13 protein-coding genes are annotated in these 17,307 nt (G+C 71.4%); 6 read left to right on the forward strand and 7 right to left on the reverse strand.

The window, feature by feature from the left end; translation table 11 throughout:
- The coding region (locus tag ABD317_RS07860) for an alpha/beta fold hydrolase (RefSeq protein WP_344289060.1) at positions 1-494 on the forward strand (494 nt) is incomplete at its 5' end.
- Between the two features lie 119 nt (positions 495-613).
- On the opposite strand, the gene ABD317_RS07865 is transcribed toward ABD317_RS07860, so the two are convergent.
- Both ABD317_RS07865 and clpB read right to left on the reverse strand, forming a co-directional pair.
- Positions 614-1,186, reverse strand: coding sequence for a type III secretion system chaperone family protein (locus ABD317_RS07865; protein WP_344289061.1), 573 nt, complete (start codon positions 1,184-1,186; stop codon positions 614-616).
- A 180-nt stretch (positions 1,187-1,366) separates the two neighbouring features.
- Positions 1,367-3,973 (reverse strand): ATP-dependent chaperone ClpB, encoded by a 2,607-nt coding sequence (gene clpB, locus ABD317_RS07870; protein ID WP_344289062.1) that lies wholly within the window; start codon positions 3,971-3,973, stop codon positions 1,367-1,369.
- 903 nt (positions 3,974-4,876) lie between these two features.
- Between clpB and ABD317_RS07875 the strand changes: the two genes are divergently transcribed.
- From ABD317_RS07875 to ABD317_RS07890, 4 genes are all read left to right on the forward strand, one after another.
- Entirely contained in the window at positions 4,877-5,878 is a 1,002-nt protein-coding gene (locus tag ABD317_RS07875; RefSeq protein WP_425582306.1) for a hypothetical protein, read from the forward strand.
- Between the two features lie 29 nt (positions 5,879-5,907).
- Positions 5,908-6,882, forward strand: a complete 975-nt coding sequence (locus ABD317_RS07880; protein ID WP_344289064.1) for a helix-turn-helix transcriptional regulator — start codon at positions 5,908-5,910, stop codon at positions 6,880-6,882.
- An 8-nt stretch (positions 6,883-6,890) separates the two neighbouring features.
- Positions 6,891-7,856 carry a helix-turn-helix transcriptional regulator gene (locus ABD317_RS07885; RefSeq protein WP_344289065.1) on the forward strand — a complete coding sequence of 322 codons (966 nt, stop codon included), beginning with the start codon at positions 6,891-6,893 and terminating at the stop codon, positions 7,854-7,856.
- Between the two features lie 76 nt (positions 7,857-7,932).
- A complete protein-coding gene (locus tag ABD317_RS07890) occupies positions 7,933-8,898 on the forward strand; it encodes a helix-turn-helix transcriptional regulator (protein ID WP_344289066.1) in 966 nt (321 codons plus the stop codon).
- 179 nt (positions 8,899-9,077) lie between these two features.
- Here ABD317_RS07890 and ABD317_RS07895 read toward each other — a convergent pair whose 3' ends face one another.
- Complete coding sequence (locus ABD317_RS07895; protein WP_344289067.1) at positions 9,078-9,545, reverse strand: helix-turn-helix domain-containing protein; 468 nt, start codon at positions 9,543-9,545, stop codon at positions 9,078-9,080.
- 69 nt (positions 9,546-9,614) lie between these two features.
- On the opposite strand from ABD317_RS07895, the gene ABD317_RS07900 reads away from it, so the two are divergent.
- A complete protein-coding gene (locus tag ABD317_RS07900) occupies positions 9,615-12,905 on the forward strand; it encodes an NACHT domain-containing protein (protein ID WP_344289068.1) in 3,291 nt (1,096 codons plus the stop codon).
- A 9-nt stretch (positions 12,906-12,914) separates the two neighbouring features.
- On the opposite strand, the gene ABD317_RS07905 is transcribed toward ABD317_RS07900, so the two are convergent.
- From ABD317_RS07905 to dnaK, 4 genes are read right to left on the reverse strand one after another with little or no spacing between them, the layout of a single operon-like run.
- Entirely contained in the window at positions 12,915-13,385 is a 471-nt protein-coding gene (locus ABD317_RS07905; protein WP_344289069.1) for a heat shock protein transcriptional repressor HspR, read from the reverse strand.
- A 5-nt stretch (positions 13,386-13,390) separates the two neighbouring features.
- Positions 13,391-14,575 (reverse strand): molecular chaperone DnaJ, encoded by a 1,185-nt coding sequence (dnaJ, locus tag ABD317_RS07910; protein WP_027755098.1) that lies wholly within the window; start codon positions 14,573-14,575, stop codon positions 13,391-13,393.
- Positions 14,576-14,617: 42 nt separating this feature from the next.
- Positions 14,618-15,406, reverse strand: a complete 789-nt coding sequence (grpE, locus tag ABD317_RS07915; RefSeq protein WP_425582308.1) for a nucleotide exchange factor GrpE — start codon at positions 15,404-15,406, stop codon at positions 14,618-14,620.
- A complete protein-coding gene (gene dnaK / locus ABD317_RS07920; RefSeq protein WP_027755096.1) occupies positions 15,403-17,277 on the reverse strand; it encodes a molecular chaperone DnaK in 1,875 nt (624 codons plus the stop codon). The genes grpE and dnaK overlap by 4 nt, the downstream gene beginning before the upstream one ends.
- Positions 17,278-17,307 lie beyond the last annotated feature (30 nt).

Here is a 17,307-nt window from a genome sequence, read left to right on the forward strand (position 1 = left end):
CGGGCGCGGCGGGCGACGGCGGGGCCGGGTTCCCCGCGACGTTCGACCACCTGCCGCCGGCGGTCGCCGCGATGCTCGGCGCCGGGCCCGTGGTGCTCGCCGGGCACTCCGCGGGCGGCCACCTCGCGCTCTGGGCCGCCTCGCGGTGCCCCACCGCCGTCTCCCGCGTCGTCGGCGTCGCCACCGTCGCGGACCTGGCCCGGGCCCACGAGCTGGACCTGAGCGACGACGCCGTCGCCGGACTCCTCGGCGGCGCCGAACACGGGGCCGAGCGGCTCGACGAGACCGACCCGATGCGGATGCCGGCCCCCACCGCGCCGGTGCTGCTGGTCGACGGCGAGGCCGACGCCGACGTACCGTCGGAGCTGTCCCGCCGCTACGCCCGCGCCGTGGGGGCGCAGCTGCGGGAGCTGCCCGGCACCGGCCACTACGCGCCGGTCACACCGGGCACGGAGGCGTACAAGGCGCTGTGCGCAGCACTGACGGACGGCTGACCGGCCCACCGGGCGGACCTGACCGGCCCCGCGCCCGGACGCCCGCGCCCCGGCCGACGCCGACCGGCCGCCCCGCCGGCGACCGGCGCCTCGGGACCGCGGCACGCGCCGTCCTGCCCTCAGGCCGGCTTCGGCCCGTCGTCGTCCGCGCCGCCCGCGTCGCCACCGGCGTCATCCGGCTTTTCGAGGTCCACCTCCTGCTGCAGCCCGAGCGTCTCCACGAGCCACTTGTCGAACTCGATCGAAGCCCGCACCCAGCTGACGGTGCTCGACACGAAGTGTTCCAGCGCCACGCCCGTGCCGATCAGCATCTGCGCCTCGCCGATCAGCCGGACGGAGCCGTCGTCGTGCGTGTGCGTGTAGACCTTCGGCCACAGCGTGCGGCGGTTCCAGTCGTCGATGGCCTCCAGCAGCTGCGGCTTGGCGTCCAGCTCGTGCTGCCGGTCGTAGAAGGTCCGGACGGAGTAGAGCTGCTGCTCTGCCTCGCCGCGGAACATGAAGTACGTGCGGAACTGCTCCCACGGCGCCGCGAGGTCCCCCTCCTCGTCGACGACGTACTTCAGCTCCATCTGGTCCAGGAGCTGCTTGACCAGGTCCTGGTCCGGCACGATGGGCCCCTGCGGGCCACCGCTGCCGCGGGATTCGGGCTGCTTGCCCCCGAAATTCGGAATCGAGGACGGGTCGATGCTCACGTGGGGTTCCCTTCGAACGGTTCCCGCCCATCCTCCCCCACCGGGGGGCCGTGCCCGCAACCCGGCAACGACACCCTGTGGACAACCCGCTACGACGGCGGAACACCCCCCGCCGCCGTAGCGGCAACCGCCCGGCCCCCGGCCCCGACCGCCGCGCCGCCGACGCCGCCGCCCACCCGCCTACAGCGCGGGGCCGACGAGCAGGTGGTCGGCGAAGACGTCCACCCGCACCGTGTCCCCGTCCCGCACCTCGCCCGCCAGGATCTCCCTCGCCAGCTGGTCGCCGATCGCCGTCTGCACCAGCCGCCGCAGCGGCCGCGCCCCGTAGCTGAGGTCGGGCTCCGCCTCGTCCTCCGGTACGCCGAGGCGCGCGAGCCAGTCCAGCGCCGCGTCGCTGACCTGCAGCGTGAGCCGGCGCTCGGCGAGCCGCTCCTGCAGATGGGCGACCTGGAGGCCGGCGATGCGCCGGAGCTGGTCGCCGCCGAGGGCGTTGAAGACGACGAGGTCGTCGAGCCGGTTGAGGAACTCGGGCCGGAAGACCTTCCGCACCGTCTCCAGCACCCCCTCCCGCTTCTGCTCATCCTTGATCATCGGGTCGACGAGGAAGGTGGAGCCGAGGTTGGAGGTGAGGATGAGGATGGTGTTGCGGAAGTCGACGGTGCGGCCCTGGCCGTCCGTCAGCCGGCCGTCGTCGAGCACCTGCAGCAGGATGTCGAAGACCTCGCTGTGCGCCTTCTCCATCTCGTCCAGCAGGATCACCGAGTACGGGCGCCGCCGGACGGCCTCGGTGAGCTGGCCGCCCTCCTCGTACCCGACGTAGCCCGGCGGCGCGCCGACCAGGCGGGAGACGGAGTGCTTCTCGCCGTACTCGCTCATGTCGATGCGGACCATGGCCCGCTCGTCGTCGAAGAGGAAGTCGGCCAGCGCCTTGGCCAGCTCGGTCTTGCCGACGCCCGTGGGGCCGAGGAAGAGGAACGAGCCCGTCGGCCGGTTGGGGTCGGCGATGCCGGCGCGGGTGCGGCGTACGGCGTCGGAGACGGCCCGTACGGCCTCGTCCTGGCCGACGAGGCGCCGGCCCAGCTCCTCCTCCATCCGCAGCAGCTTCTGCGTCTCGCCCTCCAGCAGCCGGCCGGCGGGGATGCCGGTCCAGGAGGAGATGACGTCGGCGATGTCGTCGGAGCCGACCTCCTCCTTGACCATCGTGTCCCGCTTGACCTCCTCCTCGACGGCGGACGCCTCCTCCAGCTCGCGCTCCAGGGCGGGCAGTTCGCCGTAGAGGAGCTTGGAGGCGGTGTCGAAGTCGCCGTCGCGCTGCGCGCGCTCGGCGGTGCCGCGCAGCTCGTCCAGCCGCTCCTTCAGCTCGCCGACCCGGTTGAGCCCCTGCTTCTCCTTCTCCCAGCGGGCGGTGAGGCCGCGCAGTTCCTCCTCCTTGTCCGCGAGGTCGCGCTGCAGCCGCTCCAGCCGCTCGCGGGAGGCGATGTCGGACTCGTTCTTCAGCGCCAGCTCCTCCATACGGAGGCGGTCGACCGCACGCTGCAGCTCGTCGATCTCCGTAGGAGAAGAGTCGATCTCCATACGGAGCCGGGAGGCGGCCTCGTCGACGAGGTCGATGGCCTTGTCGGGGAGGAAGCGCGAGGTGATGTACCGGTCGGAGAGGGTGGCGGCGCCGACGAGCGCGGAGTCGGCGATGACGACCTTGTGGTGCGCCTCGTAGCGCCCCTTGAGGCCGCGGAGGATGGCGATGGTGTCCTCGACGGTGGGCTCGGCCACCAGCACCTGCTGGAAGCGGCGCTCCAGCGCGGCGTCCTTCTCGATCCGCTCGCGGTACTCGTCGAGGGTGGTGGCGCCCACCATGCGCAGCTCGCCGCGGGCGAGCATGGGCTTGAGCATGTTGCCGGCGTCCATCGCGGACTCGCCGCCCGCGCCGGCGCCGACCACGGTGTGCAGCTCGTCGATGAACGTGATGACCTGGCCTTCGCTCTCCCGGATCTCGGCGAGCACGGTCTTCAGCCGCTCCTCGAACTCGCCCCGGTACTTCGCCCCGGCCACCATGGCGCCCAGGTCGAGCGCGACGAGCCGCTTGTTCTTCAGGCTCTCCGGTACGTCGCCCTTCACGATCCGCTGCGCAAGCCCCTCCACGACGGCGGTCTTGCCGACGCCGGGCTCACCGATGAGCACGGGGTTGTTCTTCGTACGCCGGGAGAGGACCTGCACGACGCGCCGGATCTCCTGGTCCCGCCCGATGACGGGGTCCAGCTTGCCGTCGCGCGCGGCAGCGGTGAGGTCGGTGCCGAACTTGCCGAGCGCCTGGTACGTGCTCTCGGGGTTCTTGGTGGTGACGCGCCGGTCCCCGCGGATCTTCTCGAACGCCTGCACGAGCCCCTTGGCGGTCACCCCCTGCTTCTTCAGCAGCTCCTTGGCCGGCCCGCCCTCGGCGGCCACCCCGATGAGCAGGTGCTCGGTCGACACGTACTGGTCGTCCAGCTTCTTCGCCCGCGCGGCGGCGTCGGCGACGACGGCCAGCAGCTCCCGGTCGGCCTGCGGCGGCGACACGGTGGCCCCCTGCACGCTGGGCAGTCCGCCGAGCAGCGCCTCCGCCCCGGACCGCACGGCGGCCTGGTCGGCGTCGACGGCGGCGAGCAGATCCTGGAGGTTCTCGTTGTCCTCCACTTCCAGCAGCGCGAGCAGCAGGTGCACGGGGGTGATGTCCGGGTGCCCGCCGGACACCGCGCGGCTGTTGGCGCCGGCGATCGCTTCCTGGCTCTTGTTGGTCAGCTCCGCGTCCACTGCTGTGTGCCCCTCCTTGCCGGGGTGCCGGTATCGGATGCGCCTCGGCGCCTCGGCCCACGCTCGGCGTGCCTGAGGCGACGTAAGCTAAGTTGAGTCTACTCCACTCAACCTCCACCGGGCGCCGGCAAGGCCACCGGGCGCCGGTCACCGACCCCTAGCATGCGCGTCCGGACACGCAAAAGCGGTGCCATCGCGGGGTTGCGTCCGCGATGGCACCGCTGGTGTGCCCTCGGGCGATCTGGACACGGGGGATACCGCCCGGTCAGGCACAGTGGGGGGTGATGCTCTCGCTATCCGGTACGCCCTCGGCCGCTACGGAGACGTGATCCTCTTCGCCAAGATTGACGAAGATCACGCCGCAGCGCACCACGCAGCGTACATAACGCCCGGACCTCCGGCGGAAGGCCTGGACGACCCCGCTTCCGTCGCGCAGGATGGTGATTGGCTCGCCCAGAAGGGCTACCGCCATCCTGTCGCCGGGACGGGGCACCGCCGTAGCGAGATCGACGGAGTGCCAATGGTTCTCCGTCTTTCGGCGGTGGTCTGGAGTCATCGTGATACCTGTGTCTGTGATGTCCTTCGCTATCTGAGGTTGTCAATGTTCCGGTCTGGCTCTAGCTCCACGTCGGATCCTGCTGGGCCGCCACCGGCACCCGCGTGTCGGATGCGCTGCTCGCACCTGCGTCGGCATCGGCCCCGGCCCCAGATGGACCCGAGACGACGACAACTGCGACGGCAGCCGCGAACGCAACCGCCCACCGAGCCAACTTCTTTGCCATGGGGGAGTCCCGGCCTCCCTCTATTTCGCTTCCCACTCAAGAAGGTGCCGCACGCAACGGCGGTGCACCACCTCTGCACTGCATCATGTTCCTGAATCACATCTTCCTGTGGGACGGATAAATGGGGATAAAACGCGGCGAACCAGAGCATCCTCACGGATACATCGACCTGTGTGACGCGAGCACAGAGCTCTACGCTCGCGCGCTGCGGGCCGGGCGCCTCTCCCGGTCAGAGGCTCAAGCCGCACCGTGTCTGATCGACCTCATGCTTCTCCTCCCGGATCCCGACGACTCCCGCTGGCTCCGTCCCGTACCTCCTGCGGCGGCGCTGGCACGGCTTGAGCACCCCATCGAGCGGGAGATCCAGGAACGCAGGAACCAGACCCTCGCGCTGGCGAACGCTTTCGAACCCTTCCTGTCCATCAGCGAGGAACGAACGACCGTCAGCCAGGCGATCACCGAGCTCAAGGGGGTGAGCAACATCGACGCGATCGTCGGCAGAGCCACGGCGGAGTGCACAAAGGAGCTGTTGACGGTGCAGCCGGGCGGGACTCGCGCGCCTGAGCTGCTGGACAAGGCGGTGGACCGTGTGCGCCCACTGGTGAACCGTGGAGTGCACGTCCGCAGCCTCTACCAGCACACCGCCAGGCACAACTACGGTCTGCTCGCCTATCAGGAGCGGGTCAACACGGTCCTCATGGAGCTGCGCACGCTCGAGGAACTCATCGACCGGCTGATCATCATTGACCGCAAGGTCGCCTTCGTCCCCGCCCACCGGGACCTACCGGTGAAGCTGAACCGGCACACAGCCCTGGAGATACGCCACCCAGGCCTCGTCGAGTACTTCGTCGGCGTCTTCCACCACCTCTGGGAGCACGCCACGCCGCTCGACGAGGAGGTGCACTACGAGCAGCCGGAGCCCGACGGGATCACCGGAGTCCAGCGCAGCATCGCCAAGCTGCTCATCGAGGGGCACGTGGACGAGGTCATCGCCGATCGGCTCGGCATGAACGTCCGCACCTGCCGCGCCCACATCGCCAAGCTCGCCACCGCCCTGGGCAGCAACGGACGAGCGCAGCTCGGCTACCTCATCGCGCGCTCCCGCATCCTCGACCGGTCCTGACGTCACCCGCGAGTCCTGGAGGCCACGTAATGCCCGCAAGGCACCCGCATCCGCACAGCCTTGCGGAGCCCTGCCCTCCGGCTCGCGAACTCTACGCCGCCGCCGTGCGCGACGGCCGCATCGCCGCCGCCGACGCGCAGGGGGCACCCTGCCTCGTCGACATGGAACTCCTGCTCCCGGACCCCGACGAGCCACGGTGGCTGGTACCGGCCGCCGCATCCGACGCCATGAAGCAGCTCCTGCTCCCCTACGAACGGGACATCCGGGAACGGCAGCGGCACTCGGCTGAACTCGCCGAGGTATTCGGCAAGTTCATCGAGATCAGCACCGAGGTTGCCACCAGTCACTCCCCGATGACGGTCCTGGAGGGCCTCGGCACGATCAACGCCGTACTGGACCTGGCGGTCGGCGAGTGCTCGAAGGAACTCCTCACCGTCCAGCCCGAAGCCACCGGCCGTGGCGCGCGCGCCCTGGGCGAGGCCCTACGGCGCGTCCGCCCCCTGGTCGAGCGCGGAGTCCGCATGCGCACCCTCTACCAGCACGCCGCCCGGGACGCCCCGATGACCCTCGCGTACCTGCGGTTCGTGGGCCCGCAACGAGTGGAGGTCAGAACCCTTGAGGAGATCATCGAACGGCTGATCATCGTCGACCGCGAGGTGGCTTTCATCCCGGCCCAGGCGGACCGCCAGGTCGCGCTGGAACTCCGCCACCCCGGGCTCGTGACCTACCTGGTGGGCGTCTTCGAGCAGTTCTGGCAGTTGGCCACCCCCTTGGAGGAGGCGGCCTATACAGAGGCCGGCCACGAGGGCATCACCGGGGTGCAGCGAAGCATCGCCCGTCTCCTCGTCGAGGGCCACCTCGATCAGAACATCGCCCGCCGCCTCGGCATGAACGTCCGCACCTGCCGCGCCCACATCGCCGGGCTCGCCGCCACGCTGGGCAGTAACAGCCGCGCCCAGCTCGGCTACCTCATCGCCCGCTCCGGCATCCTTGAGGAGACCTGAGAGCACATATGGCCCACCCCCACCACAGCACCGGTCTCTGCGCCCCCGGCAGGAAGCTCTACGCTTCGGCCCTGCGCTCCGGCCGGATCTCACAGGAGGCGACGGCAACCGCGCCCTGCCTCCTCGACCTGAACCTCTTACGTCCCGAGCCCGGCGACACCCCGTGGCTGGTGCCGGCGCCCCCTACCCAGGCACTCGCCGAGCTCGTCGAACCCCTGGAGCGGGAACTCGGCGAGTACCGGCTCTTCGCCGCAACTATCGCCGACACTGTCGAGCAGCTGACGACCGTCGGCCCGGACGACCCGACCGCGACCGCGTTCACCGTCTGGCAGGGGAAAGACCGGATCGACGCAGCGCTCGCGCGGGCGGTGGAGGACTGCGCGCAGGAGTTCCTCGCCATCCAGCCAGCCGGTGGCCGGACCAACTGGACCCCGGCGATGATGCGCACGAGTACCAGGCGCGTACGGCAGATGAGCGAACGCGGCGTCTTACAGCGGACCCTGTACAACCACACCTACCGGCACCACCCTGCGATGCTCGCCTACCTGGACGAACTGAGCGGCACCGGGCTGGAGGTGCGCACGCTGGAGGAGACCTCCGAACGGCTCCTCATCATCGACCGACAGGTCGCCTTCATCCCCGCGCAACCCGACCGCGAGACGGCCATGGAGATACGCCACCCGGGCCTGGTCTGGTTCCTGCTCGCCGTCTTCGAGCGGTTCTGGGAACTCGGTGTCCCCTGGGAGCACCGACTCCCCGACCACGACGCCCCGGAAGGCATCACGAGCGTCCAGCGCAGCATCGCCCGCCTCCTCGTGGAGGGCCACCTCGACGAGGCCATCGCCCGCCGCCTCGGCATGAACGTCCGCACCTGCCGCGCCCACATCGCCAAGCTCAGCACGGCGCTCGGCAGCGACAGCCGCACCCAACTCGGCTACCTCATCTCGCGTTCGGGCCTGCTCGACGAATCGTGACGGACGGCGCACCCCCCGCCCGGCTCATAGCCGCCATCCGCCCACCGCTCCAGCACACTCAAGGAGATCCGGCAGCATGGAGCACCCCCACCCCGAAACCGCCCTCTGCGACATGGGCAGAAGGCTCTACACCTCCGCGTTACGCACCGGCCAGCTCTCCCGCGAGGCCACCGGTCTCGCACCGTGCCTGACAAACACCGGCCTCCTGCGTCACGACCCCGTCGCCCCGCACCGGCTCCGCCCCGCTCCGCCGTCCGAGGCGGTTGCCAACCTCATTCGTCCGCTGGAGCGGGAACTGTCCGAGTACCGGCGGTTCACCGCCGCACTGGCGGGCACCGTCGAGCAACTCACCACGTTCGCCGCAGGGGAGACAGCCTCGCCCTTGCTCACGGTCTGGAAGGGGAAGGACGAGATCGAGGCCGCGCTGCTGCGTGCCCTCGACGACGCCACCGAGGAGTTCCTCGCGATCCAGCCCGCGAGCGGCCGGCCCAACCGGACCGCCGAGAAGATTCGCGCGACCGCACAAAGGGTCCGGGAGCTACACGAACGTGGTGTCACGCAGCGGACCCTGTACAACCACACCTACCGGCACCATCCCGCCACGCTCGCGTATCTGGACGGCCTCAAGGACACCGGCCTGGAAGTGCGCACCATGGACGAGACCGCCGAGAGGCTCCTCATCATCGATCGGGCCGTCGCATTCGTACCCGCGCAACCCGACCGCGAGACGGCACTGGAGATCCGGCACCCCGGTCTGGTGTGGTATCTGGTCAGCGTCTTCGAACGGTTCTGGCAGATCGCCGTCCCATGGGAGCGCCCGGTTCCCTACCAGGACACTCCGCCGGGCATCACCGGCGTCCAGCAGAAGATCGCGCAGCTCCTTGTCGAAGGCCACCTCGACGAGGCCATCGCGCGCCGCCTCGGCATGAACATCCGCACCTGCCGCGCCCACATCGCCAAGCTCTCCGCGGCCCTGGGCAGCGACAGCCGCACCCAGCTCGGCTTCCTGCTCGCCCGCTCCGGCATCGTCGACGGCGGCTGACGGCCGCCGGTCGCGGCCGAGGGCGGGGCGGCGGCGGGTGGCGGGCGGCGGAACGGAGTCGCTGGTGTGTGTGAGGCCGGGAAGCGAACACACCAGCGCTCCGCCCGAGGGGTGCCGCAGGGGGCCGCGGGCTGCGTTGGCAGTTCGCGCCCGCGGGCCCCGGAGGGCACTCGCCCTCATCATTCATGAACCATCGGGCACCGGCTATTGCCTCTTACGGCAACGTCGTCCGCGCCCGCCACGTCCCGCAGCAGCGCCCGCCGGTTGCGGTCCCCGACCAGCGCGGCCTGCACGCGTGACTCCACGTTCAGCTTGCGGCAGATGTTCGTCAGATGTGCGCGTACCGTTCTCTCCGCCACCCCCAGCTGCGATGCGAGCCGGCGGTTGGTCGGGCCGTCGGCGAGCAGCAGCAGCACCTCCCGTTCCCGATCGGAGAGCAGCGCGAGACCGACCGGTGGAGCTTCTCGCGCCGTCGTGCCCGAACCGTGAGACTTCACTCTATGAACTCCCGGACCAACTGGGCCGTACGTGACTACGTTCGGCATCCTCTCCCCCGTCCGTAAACAGAACATTGGCTCACCGTCCGTATCAACTCCACCTGAAACCAGCATCATCTTCCTGAAATTCAGGATGATGAGGGTGTACATTCCCGTATGAAACGACCCTTCGCCGAACACAGCACGTGACCCCTTGCCACCCGCTATATGGTCGGCCGCATGGAACCCACGGCCGTCGGCGTCAGGCTCACCTCCACCGTCGTCGCGCCCCTGGTGCGGCGGCTGTTCCGCAGCGACGGGCCCGGGGCCGGGCTGGTGGGGCGGCCGGTACGGATGGCGGCGCTGGTGTCGTTCCGGGGTGAGCGGCGGGAGTTGGGGGAGGGGGAGCTGCGGAAGCTCGCGGAGACCCTCGTACGGCGCGCCCTCCCCGGCGGCGGGCGGGACGGGAACGGCGTGCGGGGCGGGCGCGAGGCGGCCGTCGGGGACGGCGAGGCCGGCGCCGTCGCGGACGCGCTCGCCCGCAGCCTCGCCGCCCTCGGCGACCTCGACCTGGACGACGTCCAGGCCGTCCAGCTCGGCCCCGAGGCGCTCGCCCGCCGGCTGCGGCAGACCGCCACGCGCAGCGGCGGCGCCCCCGCGCGCGAACTGTCCGCGGACGCCGCCTACTTCCACGACGCCCTCCTCGACACCGCCTGCCTGCACATCCTCCACTTCTTCAGCCAGCGCTCCACCTTCGTCGCGCGCACCCTCGTGGAGCAGTCCCGCCGCCAGGCGGAGCAGATCGCCCGCCTCGACGCCCTCATCGCCCGTACGCCCCTCCCCGCCGCCCGCGACGCGGCCTTCGAGCGCGACTACTTCACGTACACGGCGAAGAAGCACGGCAAGCTCACCATCTACGGCGCCGACCTCGCCGACTCGCCCGCAGAGTGGCCGCTGGACGTGGCGTACCTGCGGCTGGAGGCCGCCCCCGAGCACCGTCCGGAACACCGCCCCGGCGCCGCGCCGACCGCCCCCGACCCGTACGACGCCGGCTACGACCCCGCCGACGCCGCCCTCCTCCCCGAGCCCGCCATCCCCGCCGACCAGGCCCTCGCCACCCACGAGCGCGTCCTCCTGCGCGGCGCCGCCGGCTCCGGCAAGACCACCCTCGTGCAGTGGCTCGCCCTCTCCGCCACCCGTGCCGGCACCGCGGCCGAACACGGCATGGACTACCTCGCCGGCCGCGTCCCCTTCGTCCTCCCGCTGCGCACCCTCACCCGGCACGGCGAGCGCCTGCCCGCCCCCCGCGACTTCCTCGCCGCCACCGGCAGCCCCCTCGCCGGCGCCCAGCCCGACGGCTGGGAGCACCGGGTGCTCGCCGCGGGCCGCGGGCTACTCCTCGTGGACGGCATCGACGAGGTCCCGCGCGCCGAGCGCGACCGCGCCCGCCGCTGGCTCTCCGACCTCGTCGACGCCTTCCCCGGCAACCGCTGGCTCGTCACCTCCCGCCCCTCCGCGGTCGGCGAGAACTGGCTCGCGGCCGACGGCTTCACCGAGCTGACCCTCGCCCCCATGCGCCCCGCCGACCTCGCCGGCTTCATCGCCCGCTGGCACGCCGCCGTGCGCACCGCCGGGCGCACCGGCGCCCCGGCCGCGGACGACGCGCAGCTCACCGCGTACGAGCAGCAGCTCACCGCCGCCGTACGGCACACCTCCGACCTCGGCCGGCTCGCCACCAACCCGCTCATGTGCGGCCTGATGTGCGCGCTCAACCGCGCCCGCCGCGGCCACCTCCCGCGCGGGCGCAAGGAGCTGTACGAGGCCGCCCTGTCGATGCTGCTCACCCGCCGCGACCGCGAGCGCGACATGGCCGTCCCCGACCTGCGCGAGGAACCCCAGCTGCAGGTGCTCCAGCGCCTCGCGTACTGGCTGATCCGCAACGGCCGCACCGAACTGGACCGCGCCCGCGCCGAAAGCATCGTCGCCGCCGCGCTCCCGGCCGTCCCCGAGGTCGCCGCGCTCGGCGACGCGGGCGCCGTGCTGGAGCACTTCCGCGACCGCAGCGGCCTCCTCCGCGAACCCGGCCCCGGCGCCGTCGACTTCGTGCACCGCACCTTCCAGGACTACCTGGGCGCCCGCGCCGCCGTGGAGGAGGGCGACGTCGGCGTGCTGGCCGCGCACGCCGCGGACGACCAGTGGGAGGACGTCATCCGCATGGCGGTCGCGCAGGCCCGCCCGCGGGAGCGCGAGGAGATCCTGCGGGAGCTGCTGGCGGCGGCGCGGGCGCGGGAGGGCGTCGAGGGGGTACGCATCCGGCTGCTGGCGACCGCCTGCCTGGACCACGCGGCGGAGCTGGCCCCGGCGGTACGGGAGGCGGTGGAGCGGGAGACGGCGGCGCTGATCCCGCCGACGACGACGCTGGAGGCACGGGCGCTGGGCGCGGCCGGGCCGCTGGTGCTGGACCTGCTGCCCGGCCCGGAGGACGTCCCGGACGAGATCGCGCAGAAGACCACGGTCGCCGCGTCGTACGTGGAATCCGACCGCGCCGTCGCCTTCCTCGCCCGCTACGCCTCCCACCCCTCCCTGGCCGTACGCCGGCAGCTCGCCTGGGCGTGGCACCGCTTCGACACGGCGCAGTACGCGGACGAGGTCATCGCCCGGCTCGACCCAGACCTGCTGTTCTTCACCGTCACGTCCGACGCCGAGCTACGTGCCCTGCGACGCCTGGGCTCCCGGCCGATGGTCGAGGTACGCGGCCCGCTGGAGCCCTCATGCCTGCGCGAAGAACTCTCCGTGAGCCCTCTCACCGAACTGATCATCCGTGGTCAGCCGGGGCTCACGGATCTGGACTTCCTACGCGAGCAGCACGAGCTGCGCTATCTGCGGCTCACCGAGTGCGACGGCCTCAGCAACGCCTCGGCGCTGGCCGGACTGCCGCTGCGCACTCTGATCCTCGACAGGGTGCCGGGGCTGGCCGACGGCGTTCCCGAACTGCTCGCCTCCCTCCCGCGGCTGCGGCACCTGTCCCTCTCGCCGTTTCGCCGGCGCCCGCTGGACCTCGCCGCGCTGCCGGAGCTTCCGGAGCTGACAACGCTCAACCTGCTGACCGGCCACACCTCCGACCTGCGGCCCCTGGCCAGACACGCCAACCTCATGTACCTCTATCTCGGCTGGCGGCACGAGCGCTCCGCGGACGACTGGCCGGCCCTGGCCGCGCTCCGCCAGCTCAAGGGGCTGCGGTGCCGGCCGGACCTGCTGGGGGTCGCACCCGCCGACGCCGCCCTGCCGGGCGTCACGTTCCTCGGCGTGGTCGACGACCGGCCGCCCGGCTCCACGCTCGACCTGAGCCGGTTCCCCCGCCTCTTCCCGCAGCTCGACCACCTCGTACTCGACCTGCCTCTCGACGGCTTCAGGGATCTCTCGCCGCTCGCCGGACTCGGCTCCCTGCACGAGGTCTCCCTGCAGCCGCACATGAGAAACCTCCACGTGGGGCTCCCGCCCCACGTGGAGGTCACGTACCTCACCGACTGAGCCGAAAGCTCAGCTCCGCTTGTTCTTCGGCTTCCACACCACCAGCGCACTCGTCTGCTGCACCTGCTGGTACGGCACGAGATCCCGCCGGTACGACGCGTGCACCTGCGCCTCCCGCTGCGCCATCGCCGACGCCGCGCCGTCCAGCGCGTCCGTCAGCTCCGCCACCTTCGCCTGCAGCGCCGCGACCTGCGTCTCCAGCTCGATGATCCGCTTGATCCCGGCCAGGTTGACGCCCTCGTCCTGGCTGAGCGCCTGCACCTGCCGCAGCAGCGCGATGTCCCGGGCCGAGTACCGCCGGCCGCGCCCGGCCGTGCGGTCCGGGGAGACCAGGCCGAGGCGGTCGTACTGGCGGAGGGTCTGCGGGTGCAGGCCCGAGAGTTCGGCGGCCACGGAGATGACGTAGACCGGCGTCTCCTCGGTCAGCTCGTACGGGTTGCGGCCGCCCGCGCCGCCGCGTCCGCCGTTTCTGCCGTCCATCGTCGTCAAGCTCCCTTCGCGGCCTTGAACAGCTCCGCGCGCGGGTCCTCACCCACGGTCGCCTTCCGGTACGACTCCAGCGACTCGCGCGCCGTTCCGTCCGTCTCCTTCGGCACCGCCACCTCGACGGTGACGAGCAGATCCCCGCGCGTGCCGTCCTTGCGGACGGCGCCCTTGCCGCGGGCGCGCATCGTACGTCCGTTGGGGGTGCCCGGCGGCAGCTTCAGGGTGACCGGCGGGCCGCCGAGCGTGGGCACCTTGATCTCCGCGCCGAGGGCCGCCTCCGGGAAGGTGACGGGGACCGTCACCAGCAGGTTGTCGCCCTTGCGGCCGAAGACCGGGTGGCCGTCGACGTGGACGACGACGTACAGGTCGCCGCCGGGTCCGCCGCGCTCGCCCGGGCCGCCCTTGCCGCGCAGCCGTATCCGCTGCCCGTCCTGCACCCCCGCGGGGATGCGGACCTGCATCGTACGGGACGACTTGGCGCGGCCGCTGCCCTTGCAGACGTCGCAGGGGTCCTGGGCGATGAGCCCGCGGCCCTTGCAGTCCACGCACGGGTCGGTCAGCGAGAAGCCGCCACCGCCGCCGCGGGAAACCTGACCGGTGCCCACGCAGGTCGGGCAGACCCGCGGGGAGCCGTTCTTGTCGCCCGTGCCGGCGCACGTCTTGCAGGGCGCCGACGACGACATCCGCAGCGGCACCGTGGCGCCCTCGATGGCCTCCGTGAAGCTGAGCGTGACCTCCGACTCGATGTCCTGGCCGCGGCGCGGCTGCGTACGCCCGCCGCGGTTGAACAGCCCGCCGAAGACGTCGCCGAGGCCGCCGCCGAAGCCGCCGGTGGTCGTCTGGCCGCCGGCGCCGCCGGGGCCGGGACCCGAGCCGCCGAAGAGGTCGCCGAGGTCGAAGTTGAACGAGCCGCCGCCGGCGCCCGGACCGGGCCGGAAGCCGCCGTTGCCGAAGAGGGTGCGCGCCTCGTCGTACTCCTTGCGCCGCTTGGGGTCGCCGAGTACGTCGTTGGCCTCGGAGACCTCCTTGAAGCGCTCCTCGGCCGCCGCGTCGCCCTTGTTGGCGTCCGGGTGGTACTGCCGGGCGAGCTTGCGGTACGCCTTCTTGATCTCGGCCTCGGTGGCGTCCTTCGGGACGCCGAGAACCTTGTAGTAGTCCTTCTCGATGAAGTCCTTCGTACTCACTCCCGGCGTCCCTCCTCTCGTCCCTCGGCGGCTGCTACGGCGTCACCCCTCGTCCGGGCCACCGCTGTCCGTCTCTCCCCCGGCGGCGTCGGCGGACCCGCCCGGCCGCGCGGAACCGGAGCCGTCCGGGCCGCCGGCGTCCCCGGCGCCGGCGGACGCCGTCCCGCCGTCGTCCGCGTCGGCCTGCTCCGGCCTCTCGTCCTCCGTGCCCTGCGGCGCCGCACCCGGACCCGACGCCGACGCACCCGGCTGCGGCTCCGCCACCGCGACCCGCGCGGGGCGGATCGTACGCTCGCCGATCCGATACCCAGGCTGCAGAATCTGCACGCACGTCGTCTCGGTCACATCCGGCGAGTAGCTGTGCATCAGCGCCTCGTGGATCAGCGGGTCGAAGGGCTCGCCCTCCTTGCCGAACTGCATGAGGCCCATCTTGGCCACGACGGTCTCCAGCGACTCGGCGACCGACTTGAACCCGCCGACCAGCTCCTCGTGGTCCCGGGCCCGGCCGATGTCGTCGAGCACCGGCAGCAGCTCGGTGAGCAGGTTGGCGACCGCGATCTCCTTGACCGCGACCCGGTCCCGCTCCACCCGCCGGCGGTAGTTCTGGTACTCCGCCTGCAGCCGCTGCAGGTCCCTCGTCCGCTCGTCGAGCGCCTTGCGGGTCTCGTCCAGACGACCCGAAAGCGGGCTGTTCGCGTCCCCGTTCCCGTTACCGGCGGCGTCCGAACCGGCTCCGTCGGTGCGCCGGGCGCCGGGCGGCTGCGCCTCCGCTGTCTCTGCGTCGGTGGGGACGTCGGGCTTCTCCTCGAAGCCCGGGGTCTCCTCCGTCACGCGGCACCATCCTTCGGCTTGTCGTCGTCCACGATCTCGGCGTCGACGACGTCGTCGTCGGCACCGGCGGCGGCGCCGGGGGCGTCGCCCTGGGCCTGCTGCGCACCCTCGCCGCCGGGGGCGGCGGCGCCGGACGCCTGGGCGTCGGCGTAGAGGGCCTGGCCGAGCTTCTGGCTGGTGGCGGCGGCCTTCTCGGTCGCCTCGCGGATCGCCGCGGTGTCGTCGCCCTTGAGGGCTTCCTTGAGGTCGCCGACGGCGCTCTCCACCTCGGACTTCACGTCGCCGGGCACCTTGTCCTCGTTGTCCTGGAGGAACTTCTCGGTGGTGTAGACGACCTGCTCCGCCTGGTTGCGGGTCTCGGCCGCCTCGCGGCGCTTGTGGTCCTCCTCGGCGTACTGCTCGGCGTCGCGCATCATGCGCTCGATGTCGTCCTTCGGCAGCGCGGAGCCGCCGGTGACGGTCATCTTCTGCTCCTTGCCCGTGCCGAGGTCCTTCGCGGCGACGTGCATGATGCCGTTGGCGTCGATGTCGAACGTGACCTCGATCTGCGGCACGTTCCGCGGGGCCGGCGGCAGACCGGTCAGCTCGAACATGCCGAGCTTCTTGTTGTACGCCGCGATCTCGCGCTCGCCCTGGAAGACCTGGATCTGCACCGACGGCTGGTTGTCCTCGGCCGTGGTGAAGGTCTCCGAGCGCTTCGTCGGGATCGTGGTGTTGCGCTCGATGAGCTTGGTCATGATGCCGCCCTTGGTCTCGATGCCGAGGGACAGCGGGGTGACGTCGAGCAGCAGGACGTCCTTGACCTCGCCCTTGAGCACACCGGCCTGCAGGGCGGCGCCGACGGCGACGACCTCGTCCGGGTTGACGCCCTTGTTGGCCTCCTTGCCGTTGGTCAGCTCCTTGACCAGCTCGGCGACGGCCGGCATACGGGTCGAGCCGCCGACGAGGACGACGTGGTCGATCTCGGACAGCTCGATGCGGGCGTCCTTGATGACGTTGTGGAACGGGGTCTTGCAGCGCTCCAGCAGGTCCTGCGTGAGCTGCTGGAACTGCGCCCGGGTCAGCTTCTCGTCCAGGTGCAGCGGGCCCTCGGCGGACGCGGTGATGTACGGCAGGTTGATCGTCGTCTCGGTGGACGAGGACAGCTCGATCTTCGCCTTCTCCGCGGCCTCGCGGAGGCGCTGCAGCGCCATCTTGTCCTTGGCCAGGTCGACGCCGTGGCCGTTCTGGAACTGCTTGACGAGGTAGTCGACGACGCGCTGGTCCCAGTCGTCACCGCCGAGGTGGTTGTCACCGTTGGTGGCGCGGACCTCCACGACGCCCTCGCCGATCTCCAGCAGCGAGACGTCGAAGGTGCCGCCGCCGAGGTCGAAGACCAGGATGGTCTGGTCTTCCTTCTCCATGCCGTAGGCGAGGGCCGCGGCGGTGGGCTCGTTGACGATGCGCAGGACGTTCAGGCCCGCGATCTCGCCGGACTCCTTGGTCGCCTGGCGCTCGGCGTCGTTGAAGTACGCCGGGACGGTGATGACCGCGTCGGTCACCTTCTCGCCCAGGTACGCCTCCGCGTCCCGCTTCAGCTTCTGCAGGATGAACGCGGAGATCTGCTGGGGCGTGAACTCCTTGTCGTCGATCGGCTGCTTCCAGTCGGTGCCCATGTGGCGCTTGACCGACCGGATGGTCCGCTCGACGTTGGTGACCGCCTGGCGCTTCGCCACCTCGCCGACGAGCACCTCGCCGTTCTTGGCGAAGGCGACGACGGACGGCGTGGTCCTGGCGCCCTCGGCGTTGGTGATGACGCTGGGCTCACCGCCCTCGAGAACACTGACGACAGAGTTCGTCGTGCCCAGGTCGATGCCGACCGCACGTGCCATGTTGTCTATCCTCCGGATCACAGATGCTCT

This window comes from Streptomyces synnematoformans (assembly GCF_039531005.1).
Classification (GTDB): Bacteria; Actinomycetota; Actinomycetes; order Streptomycetales; family Streptomycetaceae; genus Streptomyces; species Streptomyces synnematoformans.

Bases quoted from the DNA above. Each gene is read 5' to 3' on its own strand.
- ABD317_RS07885 (WP_344289065.1), top strand. From the start codon at position 6,891: ATGGCCCACCCCCACCACAGCACCGGTCTCTGCGCCCCCGGCAGGAAG.
- ABD317_RS07900 (WP_344289068.1), top strand. From the start codon at position 9,615: ATGGAACCCACGGCCGTCGGCGTCAGGCTCACCTCCACCGTCGTCGCG.
- ABD317_RS07880 (WP_344289064.1), top strand. From the start codon at position 5,908: ATGCCCGCAAGGCACCCGCATCCGCACAGCCTTGCGGAGCCCTGCCCT.
- ABD317_RS07895 (WP_344289067.1), bottom strand. From the start codon at position 9,545: ATGTACACCCTCATCATCCTGAATTTCAGGAAGATGATGCTGGTTTCA.
- dnaK (WP_027755096.1), bottom strand. From the start codon at position 17,277: ATGGCACGTGCGGTCGGCATCGACCTGGGCACGACGAACTCTGTCGTC.
- ABD317_RS07905 (WP_344289069.1), bottom strand. From the start codon at position 13,385: ATGGACGGCAGAAACGGCGGACGCGGCGGCGCGGGCGGCCGCAACCCG.
- ABD317_RS07875 (WP_425582306.1), top strand. From the start codon at position 4,877: ATGGGGATAAAACGCGGCGAACCAGAGCATCCTCACGGATACATCGAC.
- ABD317_RS07890 (WP_344289066.1), top strand. From the start codon at position 7,933: ATGGAGCACCCCCACCCCGAAACCGCCCTCTGCGACATGGGCAGAAGG.